At 67.6% G+C, this 21,261-nt stretch carries 20 protein-coding genes; 10 read left to right on the plus strand and 10 right to left on the minus strand.

Going from position 1 to position 21,261, the window contains the following annotated elements:
* Position 1: 1 nt before the first annotated feature.
* Both ACODSC_RS03335 and ACODSC_RS03340 read left to right on the plus strand, forming a co-directional pair.
* Positions 2-385 carry a response regulator gene (locus ACODSC_RS03335; protein ID WP_488811762.1) on the plus strand — a complete coding sequence of 128 codons (384 nt, stop codon included), beginning with the start codon at positions 2-4 and terminating at the stop codon, positions 383-385.
* A complete protein-coding gene (locus tag ACODSC_RS03340) occupies positions 382-657 on the plus strand; it encodes an Hpt domain-containing protein (RefSeq protein WP_488811764.1) in 276 nt (91 codons plus the stop codon). Before ACODSC_RS03335 ends, ACODSC_RS03340 begins: the two co-directional genes overlap by 4 nt.
* On the opposite strand, the gene ACODSC_RS03345 is transcribed toward ACODSC_RS03340, so the two are convergent.
* The 5 genes from ACODSC_RS03345 to ACODSC_RS03365 form a co-directional block, all read right to left on the minus strand.
* Entirely contained in the window at positions 648-1,109 is a 462-nt protein-coding gene (locus ACODSC_RS03345; protein ID WP_488811766.1) for a hypothetical protein, read from the minus strand. The genes ACODSC_RS03340 and ACODSC_RS03345 overlap by 10 nt on opposite strands.
* Positions 1,106-1,648: a hypothetical protein gene (locus tag ACODSC_RS03350; protein ID WP_488811768.1), complete on the minus strand. Its 543-nt coding sequence runs from the start codon at positions 1,646-1,648 to the stop codon at positions 1,106-1,108. Before ACODSC_RS03350 ends, ACODSC_RS03345 begins: the two co-directional genes overlap by 4 nt.
* Entirely contained in the window at positions 1,645-4,365 is a 2,721-nt protein-coding gene (locus tag ACODSC_RS03355) for a hypothetical protein (protein WP_488811770.1), read from the minus strand. Before ACODSC_RS03355 ends, ACODSC_RS03350 begins: the two co-directional genes overlap by 4 nt.
* Entirely contained in the window at positions 4,362-5,177 is an 816-nt protein-coding gene (locus ACODSC_RS03360) for a fimbrial biogenesis chaperone (RefSeq protein WP_488811772.1), read from the minus strand. The genes ACODSC_RS03355 and ACODSC_RS03360 overlap by 4 nt, the downstream gene beginning before the upstream one ends.
* Before the next feature lie 109 nt (positions 5,178-5,286).
* Positions 5,287-5,811 carry a DUF4402 domain-containing protein gene (locus ACODSC_RS03365; protein ID WP_488811774.1) on the minus strand — a complete coding sequence of 175 codons (525 nt, stop codon included), beginning with the start codon at positions 5,809-5,811 and terminating at the stop codon, positions 5,287-5,289.
* Between the two features lie 255 nt (positions 5,812-6,066).
* On the opposite strand from ACODSC_RS03365, the gene ACODSC_RS03370 reads away from it, so the two are divergent.
* The 5 genes from ACODSC_RS03370 (at position 6,067) to ACODSC_RS03390 (ending at position 12,627) form a co-directional block, all read left to right on the plus strand.
* On the plus strand, positions 6,067-6,708 hold the full coding sequence (locus ACODSC_RS03370; protein ID WP_488811776.1) for a LuxR C-terminal-related transcriptional regulator: 642 nt from the start codon (positions 6,067-6,069) through the stop codon (positions 6,706-6,708).
* Positions 6,709-6,788: 80 nt separating this feature from the next.
* Positions 6,789-7,361 carry an RNA polymerase sigma factor gene (locus ACODSC_RS03375; RefSeq protein ID WP_488811778.1) on the plus strand — a complete coding sequence of 191 codons (573 nt, stop codon included), beginning with the start codon at positions 6,789-6,791 and terminating at the stop codon, positions 7,359-7,361.
* Positions 7,358-8,299 carry a FecR family protein gene (locus ACODSC_RS03380; protein ID WP_488811780.1) on the plus strand — a complete coding sequence of 314 codons (942 nt, stop codon included), beginning with the start codon at positions 7,358-7,360 and terminating at the stop codon, positions 8,297-8,299. The genes ACODSC_RS03375 and ACODSC_RS03380 overlap by 4 nt, the downstream gene beginning before the upstream one ends.
* A gap of 105 nt (positions 8,300-8,404) precedes the next feature.
* Positions 8,405-11,434, plus strand: coding sequence for a TonB-dependent receptor (locus tag ACODSC_RS03385; protein ID WP_488811782.1), 3,030 nt, complete (start codon positions 8,405-8,407; stop codon positions 11,432-11,434).
* 74 nt (positions 11,435-11,508) lie between these two features.
* The gene (locus ACODSC_RS03390; protein ID WP_488811784.1) at positions 11,509-12,627 is read left to right on the plus strand and encodes a pectinesterase family protein; all 1,119 of its coding nucleotides are present in this window, start codon (positions 11,509-11,511) and stop codon (positions 12,625-12,627) included.
* 11 nt (positions 12,628-12,638) lie between these two features.
* On the opposite strand, the gene ACODSC_RS03395 is transcribed toward ACODSC_RS03390, so the two are convergent.
* Both ACODSC_RS03395 and ACODSC_RS03400 read right to left on the minus strand, forming a co-directional pair.
* Positions 12,639-12,836: a hypothetical protein gene (locus ACODSC_RS03395; protein ID WP_488811786.1), complete on the minus strand. Its 198-nt coding sequence runs from the start codon at positions 12,834-12,836 to the stop codon at positions 12,639-12,641.
* A 121-nt stretch (positions 12,837-12,957) separates the two neighbouring features.
* Positions 12,958-13,482 carry a MarR family winged helix-turn-helix transcriptional regulator gene (locus ACODSC_RS03400; protein WP_488811788.1) on the minus strand — a complete coding sequence of 175 codons (525 nt, stop codon included), beginning with the start codon at positions 13,480-13,482 and terminating at the stop codon, positions 12,958-12,960.
* Positions 13,483-13,546: 64 nt separating this feature from the next.
* On the opposite strand from ACODSC_RS03400, the gene ACODSC_RS03405 reads away from it, so the two are divergent.
* The 3 genes from ACODSC_RS03405 to ACODSC_RS03415 are packed head-to-tail and all read left to right on the plus strand — an operon-like array spanning position 13,547 to position 18,234.
* A complete protein-coding gene (locus ACODSC_RS03405; protein WP_488811790.1) occupies positions 13,547-15,322 on the plus strand; it encodes an N-acetylglutaminylglutamine amidotransferase in 1,776 nt (591 codons plus the stop codon).
* Positions 15,312-17,081 (plus strand): N-acetylglutaminylglutamine synthetase, encoded by a 1,770-nt coding sequence (gene ngg / locus ACODSC_RS03410; RefSeq protein ID WP_488811792.1) that lies wholly within the window; start codon positions 15,312-15,314, stop codon positions 17,079-17,081. The genes ACODSC_RS03405 and ngg overlap by 11 nt, the downstream gene beginning before the upstream one ends.
* Positions 17,082-17,091: 10 nt before the next feature.
* Positions 17,092-18,234 carry an osmoprotectant NAGGN system M42 family peptidase gene (locus ACODSC_RS03415; protein ID WP_488811794.1) on the plus strand — a complete coding sequence of 381 codons (1,143 nt, stop codon included), beginning with the start codon at positions 17,092-17,094 and terminating at the stop codon, positions 18,232-18,234.
* 110 nt (positions 18,235-18,344) lie between these two features.
* Here the strand turns inward: ACODSC_RS03415 and nagA are convergent, their stop codons facing one another.
* The 3 genes from nagA to ACODSC_RS03430 are packed head-to-tail and all read right to left on the minus strand — an operon-like array spanning position 18,345 to position 21,258.
* On the minus strand, positions 18,345-19,487 hold the full coding sequence (nagA, locus tag ACODSC_RS03420; protein ID WP_488811796.1) for an N-acetylglucosamine-6-phosphate deacetylase: 1,143 nt from the start codon (positions 19,485-19,487) through the stop codon (positions 18,345-18,347).
* Positions 19,487-20,518 carry an SIS domain-containing protein gene (locus ACODSC_RS03425; protein ID WP_488811798.1) on the minus strand — a complete coding sequence of 344 codons (1,032 nt, stop codon included), beginning with the start codon at positions 20,516-20,518 and terminating at the stop codon, positions 19,487-19,489. Before ACODSC_RS03425 ends, nagA begins: the two co-directional genes overlap by 1 nt.
* Positions 20,518-21,258 (minus strand): GntR family transcriptional regulator, encoded by a 741-nt coding sequence (locus tag ACODSC_RS03430; RefSeq protein ID WP_488811800.1) that lies wholly within the window; start codon positions 21,256-21,258, stop codon positions 20,518-20,520. The genes ACODSC_RS03425 and ACODSC_RS03430 overlap by 1 nt, the downstream gene beginning before the upstream one ends.
* Positions 21,259-21,261: the final 3 nt, after the last annotated feature.

Genomic DNA, 21,261 nt, shown 5'->3' on the forward strand with positions numbered 1-21,261 from the left:
GATGACGCTGAACCTGATGCACGTCGATGACGAGCCTGACATTCGCGAGGTGGCGGCCTTCGCGTTCGAGCTGGATCCGGACATCGCGGTCGCCAGCTACGCCTCCGGGGCGAAAGCGCTGGCGGAAATGGAGGCGGGGGCGCGGCCCGACGTGGTGCTGCTGGACGTCATGATGCCGTCTCTGGATGGGCCCGGCGTGCTGGCGGCCCTGCGGGAAGTGGACGGGATGGATCGGACGCCCGTGATCTTCATGACCGCGCGCGTCCAGCCCGACGAGGTCGAGCGCCTGAAGCAGATCGGCGCGATCGGGGTGATCGTGAAGCCGTTCGACCCGATGACGCTGGCGCGGCAGGTGCGCGATCTGCTGGCCGAGGCGGCCGCGTGACGGACGACCCGCTGGCGCCGCTCAGGACCCGGTTTCGGGCGCGCGCCGCAATCGAGGCGACGGCTCTTGCGGGAGCCTTGGCGGGCGGCGAGGCGGCGGAAGTGGAGCGGATCGCGCATGGCTTGGCCGGGGCCGCAGGCCTGTTCGGCTTCGCCGATGTCGGGGCCGCAGCGATCGCCGTTGATGAGGATTTCGCTGCGGGTCGTCCGATGGACCTGGCAAGGGTGAACCACCTGATCGAGACGCTTCGGGCGCTGGCCGACTATTCGTAGTCGATGCTCAGCGGCAGCGTCGCGACCCCCGCGACGTCCCCGGGTGCGGAACGAGCGAAGCCGGTCACACGCAGCAGGTCTCGGCCCTGATCGTCCATACGGGAGGCGCGGCTCGTCGATACGTCGCCGCTGTTGTCGCTCCAGATACGCAGGTCCTCGATCAGAGCGGCGCCTTCAGGGGAGGTCAGGGTCTGCGGCACGCGGATGCGATACACCCGCCCCGGATCGCCGGTGACGCGGATGACGGCGGGCGCGTCGGGCCGAATGTCGGCGCTCAGCGTCAGGGTGGCTTCCCGCTGTTCGGGCGACAGCTGAATAGGGCGCACGGCGACGACGCTGAGGGCCCTCTGGACCGTCAGGCTGGCGCGCGCGGAATCCTGGGCGGCGGCCGATCCGGCGACAAGCCCCGCGACGCAGACGGACAAGACGGCGATGGCGACAGCCCGGATCACGGAACAAGCTCCACCGTCACGACATAGTCGAAGCCGTAGGTCCCGCTGGCGGCGTTGGCGGCCAGGACGACGTCCATGCCGAGGCGGAACGTCGCCGAACCCAGAAGGCCTATGGGGTTGAGGTCGAAGCTCAGGCTCGATCCTTCAACCGGCGCCGAGCCGCTGCGATAGGAGGCGCCGCTCAGCGAACCGACCCGCAGGCGTGATATGGCGGCCGGACCCGATCCCGGCGCGGGCGTAATCGTGACCCGCACATGGCGCAGCGCGCACAGGCCCGACAGATTGAGCAGGCCGCAATTCACCGTGATCGTCGTCGGCGTCACCGCGCTGGAGCTCAGCCGGATCGCGTTGCCCGAGGTGCGGCTCACGCTCCCAGAGGTGGAAATGCTGAAGGTCGTGGCCGAACTTCCCCGAATGGTCGTGCCCAGGGTCGGCGCCGTGGCGGGCGAGCGGGTCACGGTGACTTGGGCCAGCGCCTGACCGGGCGCGGCGAGCGCGCCGAACGCCAGCAGAATCAGAAGGGCGAGCGGGCGCGTCATTGGGCCGCCGCTCCTGCGCCCGCGATGCGCACCTGGAAGGCGCCGCCGTCCACGAAGCCGCCCGTGGCGGGCACGACCACGCGCGCCGACGCGACCAGGGACACCCCGAGGGCTCGGGCCTGGTCGGGATCCAGTTGAACGGCGTAGGCGCCGGGCGCCAGCCTTTCGAGAAAGACGACCCCGGCGTGGTCGCTTCGGCCCGGGACGGGGGCGCCGCCGCTCTCGGGAACCAGCAGGATCGACAGGGCGGCCAGTGGCCGCGCCGGGCCGTCGTCCGAAGCCAGTTGAGCCAGCAGCTCGACCTCGGCGCTGCGCCGCATCGGAACGTCGATGCGTGCGACCCGCCCGGGGCGGGGCACGATCTGGAGGGTGGAACCGCCGCCGACCAGGAATGGGTCGTCGACCGCTTCGGCGTTCAGTCGGATCAGCGCGGTCGGCGCATCGCCCAACCCGGCGGCATAGACGCGTCCGTCAGGTCCGGTGACGAACCCGCCTGCGGGGGTGTCGGCGACGACGCCGGGCACGCCGGACTCGTCGGCCTGACGCACGCCGTCGCCGTTCTCATCGATCCAGGCGTTGATCGCCGCCGATCCGCCGCCGGCGACGCCGGGGCGCGTGATCCTGTAGGTCGCCCGGCCCGGATCGTAGCCGAAGCCGAAGCCCAGTTGCAGGCCGACCCGCCAGTCCTGGCGGGCGGTCTCATAGGCGACGTTCAAGGCCAGGTCGAAGCGTGGGGCGCGCCACAGATGCGACGCCTGGAGGCTGGTCGTCGCCTGCGGCCCCAGCGTCCGCACGACGCCCAGGCGCAGGGCCTGGGTCTCGCTCAACTGCCAGTCCGCCGTCCCATAGGCGCTGTCCAGATCGGCGTTCGGAGATAGTTCGTAGGTCAGCCCGGCGCGAGTCTGCAGTCGCGCCGACACCAGGGTGGTGATGTCTACGCCGCCCAGCCAGCGCTGCTGGTCCACGCCGTCGGATCGCTCGGCCTCGTAGGCCAGGCTGCTTGACGCGTAATAGCGGCCGACCGGAGCGGATGCGCGCAGCTCGGCGTTGGTCAGTTCGGCGCCGTCGGCACGCACCAGCCTGCGCGCGTTCAGCGACATGGGGACCGACATGCCGGTCGGCGTTACGACCTGGCCGTCGATGCGCAGGTCGGTCGCGCGACGCAGGGGCGCCTGGCCGATGAGGCCCAACTGCCGCGTCTCGTCGATGAAGCCGCCGCCGTATTCGGAATGCCGGCCGATCAGGGAGACGCCCAGGGCGCGCGTCGCCATGCCGGCGGTAAGGCCCTGTCCGCCCTGGTCGTCGGACGCGACGTCGATCTGGGCGGCGACCGGTCCCAGCGACGCGCGAAGGCCCACCGTCGCCAGCGAACGCGCGTCACGCCCCACGGGATTGTAGCGCGCGGCACCCGCACTGACCGTCACGCCGGGCGTCAGGCCGTAATCGGCCGTGGCCACCAACCGCGTCGCGCCGGCGTCCACGCCCCCCGCCGGCTCCCCCACATCGAAGACAGTCACCCCCTGTTCGAGGGCGGCGAGGCGCACGACCAGACGTCCAGGCTCCAACTGGCCGGCCCCGAAGTTGATGCGACGGACCACCTCGCGGATCTGGCCCTGCGATCCATAGAAGACCAGCCGGACGGTGTTCAGTCCGAAGGCCAGCGGCACGTCCAGGAACTCGTAGCGGCCCTGGACGGGCGAGGTCTGGGCGCGCTGCAGCACCTCATTGACGTACAGCTCCACCTCTTCGCCCAGCGCGAGTTCGCCGCGCAGGTTCAGCGGCGTCGCCAGGTCCAGGCTTTCCAGCGGGGCGGAGGAATAGTAAACGCCCCGCCCGGTCACGCCAGCCGCGCCGATAGGCATGGACGGCGAGAAGACGTCGCCCAGACTGGCGCGCGTCCCGCCGAGGGGGCCTAGCGCGCGACCATAAGGGTCCTTGCGTGTCAGGGCGACGCGCACGGCGCCGATCCGGCCGTCATCATCGGACCCGACGTAGGCCTCGAACCCGCTGCGCAGCAGGTCGCCTGCGGCGCGAATGTCGTAGCGTCCGGCGTTGTCGACGCCGTCCCGCGTCAACTGACCGCCGATGTTGACGTCGAAAGCCGGGGGGCTGACCAGGCGATAGGGCGTCGCCTGCCGGACCACCGTTTCCCCCTCCGCGCCGGTCGCCGACGCCTGCCGACGCGTGCGTTCGGCGCGCTGCTCGAACGGCAGGGGACGGGTCGAGGTCAAGGTCAGGATCTGAGCGCTCGGATCGGCCTTCAGCTTCACCGGCAGCAACTGCTCCAGCAGGTCCATGCGGACATAGAGATCGCCGTCGTAGATGGCGGCCTGGTCGGCGCCGAAGCTCACGACCTGACCCCCGACCGTGGCCTGGCGGCGGGCCAGATCGACGAGGATGCGGTTCGACGGGTCCAGCACCCACCCTTCCGCCCGGCGCTGCGCCGGAAACACGCCGACGGCCAGATCCAGCACCCGCGAGAACTCCCCCAGCGGAACGAACACACCTGCGCGCGAGGCGTAGACGTTCATGGACTCGGTCAGCTGGACCTCTCCCGCCAGCACCTCCATCCACAGCAGGTCGTCGGCGCTGAACGGCTGGGGATCGGCGGCGATGACGAGATTGCGCACCAGCGGATCCTGGGCCGCGACGGTCCACGCCGATGCGGAGCTGGCCAGGGCGACCAGGGCCGCGCCCGCGGTGCGGGCGGCCGTCACGGTGCGACCAGCGTCGCCGTCGCCAGCACCTCGCCTTGCGCTGCGTCGTCGTCCCGATAGGCCACGCTCAGGGTCTGGCCGGGCTGAACGCCCTGCGGCAGGACGGCCACGACCGTGCGACGCTCGACCTCCGGGTAGACGGCGACGCCGCGCACGGCCGTCATCAGGCGCGAACCGTCGGCGTCGGCGACCGAGATTTCCACATCGCCATAGACCGAACTCGCCCCCAGCCGCACGAGGTCAAGCGACAGAAGCGTCTGGTCGGCTTCGCGCGACAGGGACAGGCGGTCGATGGCGGCGCGCGCGTCGGCCGCGCCGTCCCGTACGATCACCGGAATGCTGACGCTGAACAGGGCGATGACCTGCAGCGACACGGCGTCGCCCGGACCCGCCGCTGCCTGGTCGACGGTGAAGCCTGCGTCCTCGAGCGGCAGGGCCGTCACCGTCAGATGGCTGCGGTGTTCGCCGTCGCCGCCGGGCCGCGCGCGCACGCGGATCGCTTGGCTCTCGCGCGGTTGAAGCGTGATGCGACGCGGCGTGTACTGAACCAGATCGGCGGCGGAATCGACCGTGACGTCGGGCCGGTCGGCTGCAGCCACGATCTGGCCGTCGGGCGTCATGACCCGATCCACCAGTTCCACGGAATAGCTCGCCGGCTCGTCGCCCTGATTGAAGACATAGACGGTCGCGCTGCGTTCGCCGGGTCCGAACACCACGCGCTTGGGCGAAATGTTCAGGTCCGCGCCGACCTGCGCCAGGGCGGGCTCGGCCATGGCCAGCGTGACGAGGGCGGGAAGGAGGTATCGCAACATGACCGATCCCAGACGGCGCAACGAGAACGAGAAACGATGGCGGTTCAATCCTTCCCCTTCGTTAAGAGGCCCTGCGCGCCGCGCGCCCATGTCGAGCGGATACATCAGCTTAGTTGTAGGCCGCCGAGACGGTGAAGGCGCCGGTGTAGGCGCCGGTTGTCGTCGTCGAGGACACGGGAACCGAGCCGCCGACGGTGAAGGCCAGCGAACCGGCCGACCCCAGGGCGTTCGACAGCGTCTGGCTGGCCGCCGAGCCCGTCAGGCTGTTGCTGGTGGTCACCGTAAGGGTGTCCGTGCCGTTGGCCATGGAGAAGGTGGCGGGAATGGTGACCGAGACCGACTGGCCGCCTTCGCCGGCGACCGAAAAGCCGGCGGCAGCCGGCGTATCGCCGGAGGTCAGGCCGACGACGCCGCCTGCAACCGAGCGTGCGCCGCCGGCGCTCACCGCCACTGTGCCGGCGCCGGTCGAGGGACGCACGACCGTGCCGAACTTCAGGTCGGCGGTCTTGGTGATCGTCAGCGGGCGGATCACGGTGATGGAGCCGGAGCCGGTGGTCGAGGCGGATTGCGCCAGGGCGGGGGCGGCGACGGCGGTCAGGACCAGGGCGGCGGCGGCGATCAGCGACTTGTTCATCTTCATCTCCAACGGTGTGTGTGACGGCGGTTCGCGCCGTGTTGGAGGCCCAAATCATCCCGAAACGCGGGGGTGTCCACAAACCAAGCCGCCAAAACGGGCCAAATCGAACCAAAGTTATAGGTTCGGGCGCGATTTCGCGGCGGGCCCGGCCGGCGGGCCAGTCCGGCCTGGCTAACGACCGGTTAAGACCTGTCCTGCAATCCTTCTTTGCGAAAGGAGCAACCCACAGCTTCGCCTGAATGGAGCGCGCCCATGCGCTGGACCGTCCTCATCGTCGATGATCATCCGCTGGTCGGCCAGGCGCTGGAGCTCTCGATCCGCGCCGCCTACGCCCATCTCGACGTGGCGCGCGTGGTGTCGGCGGCCGAGGCCCTGGACTGCGCCCGCACCCTGGGCGGACGAATCAAGCTGGTGATGCTCGACCTGATGTTGCCGGACGCCACAGGGTTCGACGCCCTTCTGCGCCTCCAGCAGGCCCTGCCCGACAGCCAGTTCGCCATGGTCTCGGCGCGGCTGGACGCTCACGCGGTGTCGATGGCGCGCGCCTTCGGGGTGCGGGCCTATCTTTCAAAGGCCGCGCCAGTCGAGACCTTGGTGAACGCCGTGGGCGCCATCCTGCGCGGCGAAGAGGTTTTCCCGGCCGAGATCGTCGCCAGTCCCGCAGCAGCGGACTTTCACCGCCGCGTGGCCCGCCTGTCCGCCGCCCAGCTGCGCGTCCTGCGCGCCCTGGCCGACGGCAAGCTGAACAAGGAGATCGCGGGCGAGATGCGTCTGACTGAAGGCACGGTCAAGCAGCACGTCTCCGCCATCCTGCGAAAGCTGGAGGTCAACAACCGCAGCCAGGCGGTCCTGGCGGCGGCGCCCTTCCTGCGCGAAGGGTCAAGCACACGCTGACTGATAAGGGCAGTGTTCGGCGCTCTATGCTTTGACGGAAAATCGCCGGTCACGCATCGTGCTCCCGAAGGGGAGCGATCGTGGCGCAAGGCGGACGGGATGGGGAGCAGGCGAGGGTGCGCTGGTTGGCGCGCGAAGTGCTGCCCCATGAGCAGGATGTGCGCGTCTGGCTGAAGCGTTCGCTTGTGACGTCCAATGACGTCGATGACGTCATCCAGGAGGCCTATTGCCGGCTGGCGAACCTGAAGGCGGTCGAGCAGATCGAAAGCCCGAGGGCCTATTTCTTTCAGACGGCGCGGTCGGTCGTATTGGAACAGATGCGGCGCGCCCGGATCGTGCGGATCGAAGCCGTGACGGAAATCGACGCCCTGCGCATCGAGTGGGACGAGCCGTCGCCCGAGCGCATCGCCGGGGGGCGAAAGGAACTCGCACGCGTCATGAAGATCGTCGCCACCTTGCCGGAACGCAGCCGGCGCATTTTCGAGATGCGCCGGATCATGGGCCTGTCCCAGAAAGAGATCGCGGCGCAGCTGGGCGTGACGGAGAATGTGGTCGAGAACGAATCTGCACGCGGGCTCAAGGCTGTGCTGGCCGGTTTGGCCGAGGCGGACGGCGACAGCCGCGCGGGCGTGACCGGGGAGCGGCGCGCATGAGCCGGGAAACCTCGACCGAGATCGACGCAGCGGCGGCGCAGTGGGCCGCACGATTGGACGGCGGCGGGATGGACGCTTACGATCAGGCCGCGTTGGACGACTGGCTTGCGAACGACAGTCGTCGTCAGGGCGCCCTGTGGCGGGCCAGGGCGGTGCTGGCCTTGATGGTCGATCCGACCGAGGTGAAGACGGATCTTGCGTCCATGAAGCCGGATCGTCGCGTGCTGCTCGGAGGCCTTGGATTGGCGGCTGCGGCCGCCGCCGGCGTGGTGCTGACGCCCGTTCTCTCGCGGCAGCGTTATCGCACCCTGGTGGGGGAAATCCGTCGCGTGCCGCTGGCCGATGGGTCGATGGCGGCGATCAACACCGATACGACGCTGGATATCCGCTTTCAGAAGGCGGAGCGTGCTGTGACGCTGGATCGCGGCGAGGCCTGGTTCCAGGTCGCCAAGGACCGAACGCGCCCGTTCGTCGTCGCCGCCGGCGACGTGCGCGTTCAGGCCGTCGGCACGGCCTTTTCGGTCCGTCGCAAGGCGCTGGGGGCCGAAGTCCGCGTGACCGAGGGGGTGGTGGAGGTCTGGAGCGGCAAGGGTGCTGGAGGACGGCGCCGACGGGTTGTGGCCGGCGAACAGGTCTTCGTCAGCGACCAGGCCGGCGCCTCCAGCCCGGTCAAGCGCCCGCTGGAGATGGATCGCGCCCTGTCATGGCGGGACGGACAGATCGTTCTGGATGGCGACACAATCGCCGCCGCCGCCGCCGAGTTCAATCGCTACAACAGCCGCAAGATCGTGATCGTCGATCCCGACCTTGAGGGTCGCACGGTCGTGGGCTGGTTCCGGACCAACGAGCCGGAAAGTTTCGCTCAGGCGGTCGGCGTCACCCATGGGGCGGAGGTGAAGGTCGGGGACGACGTCATTCTTCTGGGGGGCGCGGAATAATTCTTTTTGGTCCGGCGACGGAAAGTCGTTCGCCGCACATCGAGACTTTCGGAACCCTCGCAGAAGGGTCCGGGAACCAGGAAACAGAAAAGGGAGGGCGCAGGCATGGCCATGTCGCAAAACCAAGGCGCTAGGGCGTCGCTGATGATCGCGGTCAGCACAATGGCTTTGGCCGGAGCCGGCGGAGTCCAGGCGCAGGCCAGGCAGTTCAATGTGCCGTCGCAACCCGCAGCCACCGGCGTCCCCGCCTTCGCGCGCCAGGCCGATCTGCAGGTTCTGGCCTCCACCGAAGCGGTCGCCGGACAGCGAACCGCCGCCGTGCAGGGCGTCTATTCCGTCGACCAAGGTCTGAACCGACTGCTGCAAGGCAGTAATCTGGTGGTCGCGTCCAACAACGGGCGAACGGCGGTGCTCGCCGGCGCGACCGTGGCCCCGCAGACCGTCGCTCAGGGGAGCGAGGTCGAAGATCAGGCCGACGAAGTTGAAACGATTGTGGTAACCGGTTTCCGTGCGTCGCTGGGCAGCGCGCTGACGGCCAAGCGTCGCGCCAATGGCGTCGTGGACGTCATCAAGGCCGAAGACATGGCGGATTTCCCGGACGCCAACCTGGCTGAGTCGATCCAGCGCGTGCCGGGCGTCTCCATCGCACGCGACGCCGGCGAGGGACGCCAGATCACCGTGCGGGGGCTAGGGCCGCAGTTCACGCGGGTGCGCATCAACGGGGTCGAAGGCCAGAGCACCTCGTCCGGCACGGACAGCTCGGGCGGCGCGAACCGCAACCGCGCGTTCGACTTCAATGTGTTTGCGTCCGAGCTGTTCAACAGCATCACCGTGCGCAAGACCGCCTCGGCCGAGACCGAAGAAGGCTCGCTGGGCGCGACGGTTGATCTGCAGACTGGGCGACCCTTCGACTACGCGGGCGCGAACCTCGTGCTGTCGGGCCAGTACGGCTACAACGACCTGTCGCGCAAATGGGACCCGCGGTTCGCCGCGCTGGCCAGCAACACCTGGATGGACGGCCGGCTCGGCGCGCTTGTGTCGGTGGCCTACACCAAGCGCCAGCTGCTGGAAGAAGGCCACGGCTCCGGCGGCTGGCTGAACGGCACGGAAGCGGGCGGCTTCAATCCGGCGTCTCCCTTTTCCGACGCCAGTCGGGCGGACGTCTATACGCCGCGCTTTCCGCGCTACGGGCGGCTGACGCATGACCAGGAACGGCTCGGCCTGACCGGTTCAGTGCAGTTCCGTCCGCAAGAGCAGACGCTGATCAACCTCGATCTACTCTATTCCGACTTCAAGGCGACACGTCAGGAGAACTGGCTGGAGGCGCTGTCTTTCGCCCGCAACGCGTCGCAGGGCGGCCGGCCGGAAATCATCGTGCGCGACGGCGTCATCGATGAGAACGGCGACATGGTCTATGGGCTGTTCGACGACGTCGATGTGGAGACCGAAACCCGCTACGACGAGCTGGACACCAAATACACCCAAGGCACACTGAGCATCGAACATGCGTTCAGCGACCGGTTCCGGGTCAAGGGTCTGGTCGGTTATTCGAAGTCCGATTTCGACAATCCGATCCAGACGACGGTCATCCTGAATCGCGAGAATTCGGACGACTATTTCTACGACTATCGCCAGAACCGCGACGCGCCGCTGATCGGCTTCGGCTACGACGTCACCGATCCGCTGGCCTATAATTTCGGGGCGGCGCGGTCGGAAATCCGACTCCGTCCGCAAGGGGTGACGAACACGATCAAGACGGCCCAACTCGATGGCGGCTATGATCTGACGCCTTCGCTGACCTTGAAGGCGGGGGTGAACTACAAGGAATACGAATTCGACTCCTGGGCTCTGGCGCGGGTCAACGAGAGCGTCGTGCCGCAACTGCCCGCCGGCGTGACCCTGGACAGCCTGACCGAACTGGTCAGCGGCTTCGGCCGCAATCTGGGCGCGCCGGACGGGACGGTGACGAACTGGATCGCGCCGAACCTCAACGCCTTCGCCGACCTGTTCGACATCTACAGCGGCACGGGTCTGTTCGAACTCAGCGGCGAAACCAACGCCAATGCGCGCGGCAACATCCGCAATGTGACCGAGAAGGATTCAGCCGCCTATCTGCAACTGGACTTCAACACCCAGTTGGGCGGCATACCTCTGCGGGGCGACGTCGGGGTCCGCTATGTGAAGACCGAACAGAGCTCGACCGGCTATCAGCTGGTCGCCGGCGCGGCCCAGCAGACGACGGTGGACCGGGACTATGACGACGTGCTGCCGGCGCTGAACCTAACCGCGGAGGTGACGCCGGACGTCCTGCTACGCTTCGGCGCGGCCAAGGTCATGACGCGCCCCAATCTCGGCAGCGTGACGCCGGGCGGTAGCTTGAGCACGGTCGGGGTGTTCAGCGTCAGTTCCGGCAACCCGTATCTGGATCCCATTCGCGCCACGACCTACGACCTGTCGGCCGAGTGGTATTTCGCGCCGGATGCGCTGTTGTCCGTCGGGCTCTTCTACAAGGACATCGACAGCTACATTCAGACCTCGCGGGTGTCGCAGCCGTTCAATGAGTCGGGCCTGCCGCTGGCGTTGCTCGACGGCCTGGGCGTGTCGCCCAGCGACGTCTTCCTCTTCAGCCAGCCGGTCAATACGGAGGGCGGGCCCCTGAAGGGGATCGAGATCAGCTATCAGCAGCCGTTCAGCTTCCTGCCTGGGCCGTTCGACAACCTCGGCGCCATCTTCAACGTCACCCTGGTGGATTCGAAGATCAGCTACATCTCGTCGCGATCCTCCACTGGCTTCGTCGAGAACGACCTGCTCGGCCTGTCGAAGACCGCCTACAACGCCACCCTCTATTACGAGGACGACCGGTTCAGCGCCCGGGTGTCGGCGGCCTATCGTGATCGTTATCTGACGGCGGTGCCCAGCGGCACCAGCACCAATGACATCGACGGGGTCCGCGACATCGTGACGGTGGACGCCTCGGCGTCTTACGCCCTGAACGACCGGATCAAGGTCACGTTCGAGGGGCTGAACCTGACCGACGCCTTCAACGAACAATATACCGACAGCCGCCGCGACAGCATCTACGTCTATTCCCATACGGGCCGGCAGTACAACTTCGGTATTCGCTATACGTTCTAGGTGCACAAACTCCCCCCAGGAGACCTGGCGCTGACCGGTTCGCCGGTCGGCGCCGCTTTTCATTCGGAGCCGTCATGTCCCAGACCGTTTCCCGGCGCGCCCTTCTCGCCTCCGGCGTCGCCCTGCCGCTGGCGATGTCCACGCAGGCCTTGGCCGAGACCACCGGTTTCGACGCCGTCGTGGCGTCGGGTCCGTCGGACGGACGTTTTGGCGCGGCCGTCTATCCCAGCCTGTCCGCCGCGATCGCGGCCGCGCCGACGGACGGGCGAAAGCCATTTCGCATCCTGGTGACGCGAGGCATCTGGAACGAGCAGGTCGTCGTGGACAAACCCTTCATCCACCTCATTGGCGAGGATCGCGCGGGCTCGGTGATCAATCACCTGGCCGCCTCCGGTCTGGCCGCCCCGGACGGTCGCATGTGGGGCACCTTCCGCACGCCGACCCTGTTCGTGCGCGCCCCCGATTTCCGCGCCGAGACCCTGACCATCAACAACGCCTTCGACGGTATGGGGGAGATGACGAAGCCGAACGGGCTTCACTCGCACAATGGGGCCGGGCCCCAAGCCGTCGCCTTGATGATGGACAAGGGATCGGACCGCGCGGTCGTGCGCAACTGCGATATTCTCAGCTATCAGGACACCTTGTTTCCGGACGCCGGCGCGACCCTGTTCGACCGCTGCCTGATCGCGGGAAGCTATGATTTCATCTTCGGCGGCGGACGCGCCTGGTTCGAGCGCTGCGAAATCCGATCACGCCTGCGGCCCGCCGATCCGGTGGAGGGCTATATCACGGCCCCCAGCACGCCCATTGAGCAGACCTACGGCTTCGTCTTCCACGACTGCCGCCTGACCAAAGATGCGGGCGTGGTCAGGCACTCGGTCTTTCTCGGCCGGCCATGGCGCCCCTCGAGCGCCTTTCCGGACGGGCGGTACGGAGACCCTCGCTTTGTCGGCGCAGCGACCTTCCTCGACTGCTGGATGGACGACCATATCGCGCCGGCGGGATGGACCGAAATGTGGTACACGGGGCGCGACGGCAATCCCCGCACCATGCTTCAGCCCGAAGACGCGAGGTTCGCGACCTTCAACTCTCGCGGTCCCGGCCTTGCGGATTTCTCACGGGGCGCGCGTTTGACGGCGACGCAGGCGGGAAGCATCCGACGAGATCGGGTCCTTTCGGGTCGCGGACTTTAACCCGCGCTTGCTCAATAGATGCGGTCGGGGAGAATATCGACGTCGGCGCAGGTTGCTTGACCACTTCGAAGCCCTTCAGGCTCCCGCCGGCCGATCATGGCGCCCCACCAGTCGAGCAGCAATGTCTGGCCGGTGAGGAAGGCGTCATGCTCCAACAGAAGAAAGGCGATCAGGGCCGCGATCTCCTCCGGCTTGCTGAAATGTCTCATTGGGACGAACGCACAACAGCGCTCATAGCCCGGTTTTCTCGATGGATTGTTTGCTACCGAGAAATCTGCACCTTTTGGTTTTTAGTAGAGATGACGCACAAGCAGCCAGCGCTGGCGACAGCTAGCGTGACGCCGTCAGTGGCGCGACACCGCTATCACCTTCAGGCGCGAGGGCTGCCGGCGCCGGCCGAAGCTGCATCATGGTCGCCAGGCCTTCCACCGCCTGCGCCATCGCCACGCGCTCGGCGTGGGGGAGGCGTGCGAAGGCGGTCATGAAGCCCTCGCCGAACAGGCTGGGGGAACCGGCGAGCGCCTCGCGGCTCTGATCCGTCAAACGCACGTGGACGACCCGGCGGTCCGTCGTGGAGCGATAGCGGACGGCCATGCCCTTGGTCTCCAACTTGTCCAGCACGGCGACCACCGTCGGGGGCGACATGGAGACGTCGCGCGAGATGGCGCTGGTGCTGACTTCGCCCAGGGCGCGGATGGATTGCAGCACCAGGAGCTGCGGCAGGGTCAGGCCCGTCAGGTGCGCGATCTCACGTGAGCGGACGTCGATCGCCTGGGCGATGCGCCTGACCGAACGCACCAGAGACGTCGTGGGATCAGCCGCGTCCGCGAGCGGCTGAAGGGAAATATCGCTCATTGGGTTGAACTCTTTCGTGCACGAACCATTTGTACGCGCTGCTTCCACAATTCAAGGAGGGCCCATGTGCGGTCTTAGCGGCGAGATCAATTTCGACGGACGACCGGCGGACGCCGGCGCCGTTCAACGCATGACCGATGCGCTCTCGCCCCGTGGACCGGACGGGTCCGGCATCGTGATGCGCGGCCCGGTGGGGCTGGGTCACCGACGCCTGAAGATCATCGACCTGTCGGAGGCCGCGCAGCAGCCGATGGTGGACGCCGACCTGGGCGTGACCCTGGCGTTCAACGGCTGCATCTACAACTATCCCGAACTGCGGGAAGAACTGCAGGGAATGGGGTTCCGCTTCTTCTCGCACGGCGACACCGAGGTCATCATCAAGGCTTGGAAGGCCTGGGGCGAGGCCTGCGTCGAGCGGTTCAAGGGCATGTTCGCCTTCGTCCTGCATGAACGCGACACCGGCCGCACCGTGATCGCCCGCGACCGGTTCGGCATCAAGCCGCTGTATCTGGCCGAAAGCGGTAAGCGCCTGCGGTTCGCCTCGACCCTGCCGGCCCTGCTGGCGGCGGGGGATGTGGACAAGACCATCGATCCGGTCGGCCTGCACCACTACATGACCTTCCACGCCGTGGTGCCGCCGCCGCACACCATACTGAAGGGCGTGAAGAAGTTTCCGCCGGCGACCATCCGCGTGATCGAGGCGGACGGCACGGCCAAGGACCGCCTCTACTGGCAGCCCGACATGACCCGCCACGTCGAGGACGCCGCCCTGACGGCCGAGGACTGGCGCGACCGGGTGCTGGACAGCCTGCGCGAGGCGGTTAAGCGCCGCATGGTCGCCGACGTGCCGGTCGGCGTGCTGCTGTCGGGCGGTGTGGATTCCAGCCTGATCGTCGGACTGCTGGCGGAACTGGGCCAGAAGGATCTGATGACCTTCTCCGTCGGCTTCGAGGAGGCCAATGGCGAGAAGGGCGACGAGTTCGTCTATTCCGACCTGATCGCCAAACACTATGTCACCAAGCACCACCAGATCTTCGTGCCGCACCAGCGGCTGATGGAGGCCCTGCCGGGCACCATCGGCGCCATGTCCGAACCGATGGTCAGTTACGACAACGTCGGCTTCTATCTGCTGAGCCAGGAAGTCTCGAAACACATCAAGGTGGTGCAGTCGGGCCAGGGCGCCGACGAGGTCTTCGCCGGCTACCACTGGTATCCGCCGATGCTGGGTGCGACCGATCCGGTCGAGACCTATGCCAAGGCGTTCTTCGACCGCAGCCATGCGACGCTGAAGACCCAGTTGAACGGCGCATACATGGCCGACACCGACGTCAGCCGCGCCCTGGTCGAGGCCCATTTTGCACAAGGCCGGGCGGCGACCCCGGTCGATCAGGCGTTGCGTCTGGACAGTCAGGTCATGCTGGTCGACGACCCGGTCAAGCGCGTCGACAACATGACGATGGCCTGGGGTCTGGAGGCGCGCGTGCCGTTCCTCGACCACGAATTGGTCGAGCTGGCGGGGCGCATTCCGCCCGAGCACAAGCTGTCTCAGGGCGGCAAGGGCGTGCTGAAGGAGGCCGCGCGGCTGGTGATCCCGTCCGAGGTGATCGACCGCAAGAAGGGCTATTTCCCTGTGCCGGCGCTGAAATACATTCAGGGTCCGTATCTGGAGATGGTGCGCGAGGCCCTGACCAACCAGGCGGCGCGCGATCGCGGCCTGTTCGACAAGGCCTATCTGGACACCCTGTTCGCCAATCCGACCGAACACATCACGCCACTGCGGGGCTCGGAGTTGTGGCAGGTCGCCGTGCTCGAGATGTGGATGCAGCAGCATGGGGTCTGACGCTCGCCCCTCACGCCCCAAGGCGCACCGCCTGAAGCGGCTGCGTCACGAGGGGTTGAAGCCCCCGGTGCAGGCGGGCGAGGGGCCGAGCCCGGACGCCGTGCTGGATTGCGGCTGGGGGCGGCTGCTGTTCGCCCAGACCTTCGCCTCGGCCGAACCCCTGGTCGAAGCCTTGCGGGCGGAGGGACCGGATCGCCGCGACATCGCCTTCTACGTCCGCAATCCGCACGTCCTGCTGGCCCAGGCGCCGCAGGAACTGTTCCTGGATCCGTCGCACACCTATCGGCTGGACCTGGCCACCTATCGCGCCAGCCGCCGCCAGCCGCGGGGCTTCACCGTGCGTCGCCTGACGTCCGAGATGGACGCCCAGGCGGTCAACGACATCTACGCCAAGCGCAAGATGGTGCCGGTCCCGCCCGACTTCTTCTGGTCGCGCCGCGACGACCGGACGATCACCTATTTCGTCGCCGAGGACACGACGACGGGCGCGGTGATCGGCACGGTGACGGGGGTCAATCACGGCCGGGCTTTCGACGATCCCGAATGCGGTTCGTCCCTGTGGTGCCTGGCGGTCGATCCGCAGGCGACCCAGCCGGGCGTCGGCGAGGCCCTGGTCCGGCGTCTGGCCGAGCACTTTAAGACGCAAGGTCTGGCCTACATGGACCTGTCGGTCATGCACGACAACGACCAGGCCATCGCCCTGTACGAAAAGCTGGGATTCCGCCGCGTGTCCTTCTTCGGGGTCAAGCGCAAGAACCCGATCAACGAGGCCTTGTTCGTCGGCCCGACCGACGACCACGACCTGAACCCCTATGCCCGGATCATCGTCAACGAGGCGCGGCGCCGGGGCATCCATACCGAAATCATCGACGCCGAGGGCGGGCTGTTTCGTCTGAATTGGGGCGGTCGCTCGGTGCGGTGCCGGGAAAGTCTGTCGGAACTGACGTCTGCGGTGTCGCTGAGCATCTGCGACGACAAGCGGATGACGCGGCGCATCGTGGAGGCTGCCGGTGTGCGCGTCCCTGAACGGATCGACGCCGGCGATCCGTCGGCCATCGACGCCGCCCTGGCCAGGTTCGGCGCCCTGGTCGTCAAGCCGGCCCGAGGCGAACAGGGTCAGGGGGTCGCCGTCGGCCTGAAGACCATGAACGAGGTCCAGACGGCTCTGACCCGCGCGCGCCGCATCTGCTCAGAAGTGCTGATCGAGGAACAGGTCCAGGGGGAGGACCTGCGTCTGGTGGTGATCGACTACAAGGTCGTCGCCTGCGCCTTGCGGCGCCCGCCGCGCGTCATCGGCGACGGCCGCTCCACCCTGCGCGCCCTGATCGAACACCAGAGCCGCCGCCGCGCCGCAGCCACCGGCGGGGAATCAACCATCCCCATCGACGGCGAGACCGAACGCACCCTGGCCGAGGCGGGTTATCGGCTCGACGACGTGGCGCCGGAGGGGGCCGAGGTCCTGGTACGCAAGGCGGCCAACCTGCATCTGGGCGGCACCATCCATGATGTGACCGAGGAGGTGCATCCCACCCTGATCCGCGCCGCCATCGCCGCCGCCCGCGCCATCGACATTCCGGTCACCGGCATCGACCTGATGGTGAAGTCGCCGCGCGAGCCCGACTACGCCTTCATCGAGGCCAACGAACGCCCTGGTCTGGCCAACCACGAACCCCAGCCGACCACCGAGCGTTTCATCGATCTGCTCTTCCCACTGTCCGCCCCGACCTCGGCGCGGACCGCCCCGAGATCCGAAGCCTGAAGGAGGCCTCTTGGCCCGCCCCGCAATAGACCTCGACTATCTGAAGGCCCGGCTGGCCGACCTGCTGAACACGCCCAGTCCGACGGGCTACACCGACGAAGCCGTCTGGCTGTTGTGCCGCGAGCTGGAACGCCTCGGGCTTGATTATGAGCTGACCCGGCGTGGCGCCATCCGGGCGCGCCTGCCCGGCCGCACGCCCAAGCCGGCGCGGGCCATCGTGGCCCACGTCGATACCCTGGGCGCCCAGGTCAAACAGGTGAAGGACAACGGCCGGCTGGAACTGGTCGCCATCGGCCACTGGTCCTCGCGCTTCGCCGAGGGCGCGCGGGCGACGATCTTTTCCGAAGGCGGCGCCTATCGCGGGACCATCCTGCCGCTGAAGGCGTCGGGCCACACCTTCAACGAGGAGGTGGACACCCAGCCCGTGAACTGGCCCCAGGTCGAACTGCGCATCGACGCCGTCACCCATGGTCGCGAAGACACCCTGGCCCTGGGCGTGGACGTCGGCGACATCGTCGCCATCGACCCTCAGCCCGAGTTCATGGACACCGGCTTCATAGTCTCGCGCCATCTGGACGACAAGGCGGGCGTCGCCACCCTTCTGGCCGCGTTGGAATGTATGATCCGCGAAGAGCGGACGCCGACGGTCGACACCTGGTGGCTGTTCACCATCGCCGAGGAGGTGGGGCTGGGCGCCTCGTCCGTCCTGATCCCGGACGTGGCCGCCATGGTCACGGTGGACAATGGCACGACCGCGCCGGGCCAGAACTCGTCCGAGTTCGGCGTCACCATCGCCATGGCTGACCAGACGGGACCGTTCGACTGGCACCTGTCGCGCAAACTGGTCCAGCTGGCCCGCGATCACGACATCCCGCATCAGAAGGACGTGTTCCGCTACTACCGCTCGGACTCGGCCTCCGCTCTTGAATCCGGCGCCGACATCCGCACGGCCCTGGTCACCTTCGGCATCGACGCCAGCCACGGCTATGAGCGCATCCACGAAAGCGCGTTGGTCGATGTCGCCCGTCTTCTGGTCGTCTATGCTGAGAGCGATGTCGAAATCAGGCGGGACGCGCAGGCGGTCGGGGGGGTGCGCGGCTTCACCCACCAACCGTCGATCGACCTAGCCGATGCCAAGACATCATCGACCTGAGCCGCGAAGTGGCCGTGTATTGCTATCGGCCAAGTTCGAAATCAGGCACCGGAGTCGGCCAGTGACCGGGAGCGATGTTTTCGCACTGGAGATGGCCGAGTTTTGCGAAGCTAACCGGCGTCGGACGGCCGGCCTTGGATCCAGGTCTGTGCGACGGTCAGGTCGGCATTGAGGGCGACGAGGTCGGCGATCTGTCCGACGGCGATAGACCCTCGCCTGTCTGCCATATTCAGAAATGTCGCAGGATTGGTCGACGCCATGGTCGACGCGATCTCAAGGGGCAGGTCCAGCATGGCGACGGCGTTGCGGAAGGCGGACGCCATGTCCAAGTCGGAGCCCGCCAAGACGCCCTTGTCGTCGTAGCAAAGGCCATCCTTCACCGTAATGCGGCGGCCCTGAAGGAAGAAGTGGTCGCCCTGCGCGCCGACACTGGGCATGGCGTCAGTCACCAGCATGAACCGGTCGGCTGGCCGGCAGCGCAGCGCCACCGTCAAGACGACCGGATCGACATGGTGGCCGTCCACGATGATCCCGCACCAGGCGGTCTGGTCTTCAAGCACGGCGCCGACGACGCCGGGGGCTCTGTTCTGGAGCTGGGACATGGCGTTGAACAGATGGGTGACGCCCGTCAGTCCAGCGTCCAGAGCCCGGCGTAACGTCGCATAGTCGGCGTCGGTGTGGCCGGCCGAGACGTGGGCGCCGGCGCCGACCAGGCGACGGATGATCTCGGGCGTCGTCATTTCCGGCGCCAGGGTGATCAGGGTGCGCCCGCCGTTCAGACGCGTCAGCCGTTCGACCTGGGCGTCTTCCAGTTGGAGAAATTTCGAGGCGTCGTGAATGCCCTTGCGCCGAATGTTCAGGAACGGACCTTCGATGTGGATACCCAGGACGCCGGGCACGCCTTGGGCGATCGCGGCCTCGACCGCGTCGATGGCGCGGTCGATGACATCCAGGTCGTCGCTGATCAGGGTCGGCAGAAAACCGGTTGTGCCGAAGCGTCGATGAGCGGCGCCGATGGCCGCAATTCCCTCGACGCTTGGGTCCTCGTTGAACAGGACGCCGCCGCCGCCGTTGACCTGGGTGTCGATGAAGCCGGGCGCCAGGATGCAGCCGCCGAGATCCTGGACATCGGCGTCTGGCGTCTGGTCGGCGGAGCCGACCGCGACGATGAGCCCGCCGTCGATGACGACGCTGAGGTCGTCGCGCAGTCCGGCCGGGGTCAGCACGCGGCCGTTGATCAACTTGACGGCCATCAGACGGTCTCGGTCACCTTGTTGAGATAGGGCGGGCGGTCGGGATCGAAGCCGCGCGCGACAGACAATCGCGCGGCTAGGCCATAGAAGCTCTGGATCAGCAGGATCGGCTCCAGCGCCGGGTGGCCGGACGTCGAGGGCAGGGGGACGACACACGAATCGCCGGTCTGGCCGGAGAGAAAGACCCGAGCGCCGCGTGCGGCGAAGTCAGCCGCCAGATCCTCGGCGTCTTCACGGGTGGCGTCCGATTGGGACAGCATCAGCACCGGGAATGCGGCCTTGACCAGGGCCATGGGGCCGTGGCGCACCTCGGCGGTGGAGAAGGCCTCGGCGTGAAGGCCACAGGTCTCCTTGAGCTTCAGCGCGGCCTCGCGCGCCACGCCGAAGCCGCCGCCGCGCCCGACGACGTAGAGGTTGGTCGCCACTTGCAGCACGGGCAGGGCGGCGCTCCAGTCCTGGCGCCAGGCGGCTTCCAGCTGGTCGGGCAGGGCGGACAGACCGGCGCGCAGGGCGTCGTCTTCAGTCCATTCGGCGACCAAATGGGCGATGGCGGTCAGGCTGGCGATGAAGCTCTTGGTCGCGGCCACCGACAGTTCGGGACCGGCGCGCAGGGGAATGGTCAGGTCCGCGACATCCGACAGGGGCGAGCCTTCGACGTTGACCAGGGCGATGACGAAGGCGCCGCCGGCCCGGGCGGCAGAGGCGGCCGCGACCAGGTCCGGGCTCTTGCCCGATTGCGAGATCGCAAAACAGACTCCGCCGGGAATGCGAGGAGTGCGGCCATAGACCGAGCTGACCGCCAGCGGCATCGGGCTGGTCAGGACGCCGGTCCCGGATTCGATCAGATAGCGGGCGAAGACGCCTGCGTTGTCGGAACTGCCGCGCCCGCAGATCAGGGCGGCGGAGGGTATGTGGTCGCGAAGGCGGGCCGCCGCCGTCGCAATGACCTGGGCGTTGTCTCTCAACTGGGCGCGGACCACGGCGGGGGCCTCGGCGGCCTCGGTGAACATCCTGGTGTCTTCGGCGCGCATCAGGCGGGTCCGTCGTTCAGTTCGGCGACGAAGTCGTAGGCGTCGCCGCGATAGTAGGATTGCGTCACCTCGACCGCCTGGCCGTTGTGGAAGGCGCGGCGCTCGATCAGCAGGCCAGCGGCGCCGGCGGTCGTGCCCAGCAGGTCGGCCTGTTCGGCGTTGAACAGCACGGCCCGCAGCCGCTGAAGGGCGCGGTTGGGACGATAGCCGGCCTCCGCCAGGGCGCTGTACAGCGAGGTGGTCACCGTCTCCAGTCCCGGCAGGCAGGCGGCGGGAATGGTCGAATACTCCAGCGCCATCGGCAGGCCGTCGGCGTAACGGATCCGGTTGAAGCGATACACTGGCGTGCCGGGGCTGAGGCCCAGGGTCAGCGATTCCTCGGGCGTCACCGCCCCCTCGCTGCGGTTTAGCCAGGAACTGGTGGCCTTGCGTCCGCGCGCAGCCATGTCCTCGGAGAAGGAGGTCAGCTTGGAAAAGCTCTTCTCGACCCGCGCGGCGACGAAGGTGCCGGCGCCCTGGCGGCGGGTGAGCAGCCCCTCGGCGACCAGGCCGTCGAAGGCCTTCCTGATGGTTATGCGCGAGACCGACAGCTCCTGGGCCAGGTCGCGCTCGGGTGGAAGCGCCTCGTCGGGCCTCAGGGCGTGGCGTTCGATCGCCTCGCGCACGGCGTGCTGAAGCTGCTGGTACAGCGGCGCCGAGCGCTGCGCGTCGAGCGCGCCTATGGCCTCAAGAAACGACATGTC

Source organism: Brevundimonas sp. FG128 (genome assembly GCF_057809775.1).

Coding starts and splice junctions, on each gene's coding strand:
- ACODSC_RS03335 (WP_488811762.1), top strand. CDS start 2: ATGACGCTGAACCTGATGCACGTCGATGACGAGCCTGACATTCGCGAG.
- ACODSC_RS03350 (WP_488811768.1), bottom strand. CDS start 1,648: ATGACGCGCCCGCTCGCCCTTCTGATTCTGCTGGCGTTCGGCGCGCTC.
- ACODSC_RS03360 (WP_488811772.1), bottom strand. CDS start 5,177: ATGTTGCGATACCTCCTTCCCGCCCTCGTCACGCTGGCCATGGCCGAG.
- ACODSC_RS03365 (WP_488811774.1), bottom strand. CDS start 5,811: ATGAACAAGTCGCTGATCGCCGCCGCCGCCCTGGTCCTGACCGCCGTC.
- ACODSC_RS03370 (WP_488811776.1), top strand. CDS start 6,067: ATGCGCTGGACCGTCCTCATCGTCGATGATCATCCGCTGGTCGGCCAG.
- ACODSC_RS03380 (WP_488811780.1), top strand. CDS start 7,358: ATGAGCCGGGAAACCTCGACCGAGATCGACGCAGCGGCGGCGCAGTGG.
- ACODSC_RS03385 (WP_488811782.1), top strand. CDS start 8,405: ATGGCCATGTCGCAAAACCAAGGCGCTAGGGCGTCGCTGATGATCGCG.
- ACODSC_RS03390 (WP_488811784.1), top strand. CDS start 11,509: ATGTCCCAGACCGTTTCCCGGCGCGCCCTTCTCGCCTCCGGCGTCGCC.
- ACODSC_RS03395 (WP_488811786.1), bottom strand. CDS start 12,836: ATGAGACATTTCAGCAAGCCGGAGGAGATCGCGGCCCTGATCGCCTTT.
- ACODSC_RS03400 (WP_488811788.1), bottom strand. CDS start 13,482: ATGAGCGATATTTCCCTTCAGCCGCTCGCGGACGCGGCTGATCCCACG.
- ACODSC_RS03405 (WP_488811790.1), top strand. CDS start 13,547: ATGTGCGGTCTTAGCGGCGAGATCAATTTCGACGGACGACCGGCGGAC.
- ngg (WP_488811792.1), top strand. CDS start 15,312: ATGGGGTCTGACGCTCGCCCCTCACGCCCCAAGGCGCACCGCCTGAAG.
- nagA (WP_488811796.1), bottom strand. CDS start 19,487: ATGGCCGTCAAGTTGATCAACGGCCGCGTGCTGACCCCGGCCGGACTG.
- ACODSC_RS03425 (WP_488811798.1), bottom strand. CDS start 20,518: ATGCGCGCCGAAGACACCAGGATGTTCACCGAGGCCGCCGAGGCCCCC.
- ACODSC_RS03430 (WP_488811800.1), bottom strand. CDS start 21,258: ATGTCGTTTCTTGAGGCCATAGGCGCGCTCGACGCGCAGCGCTCGGCG.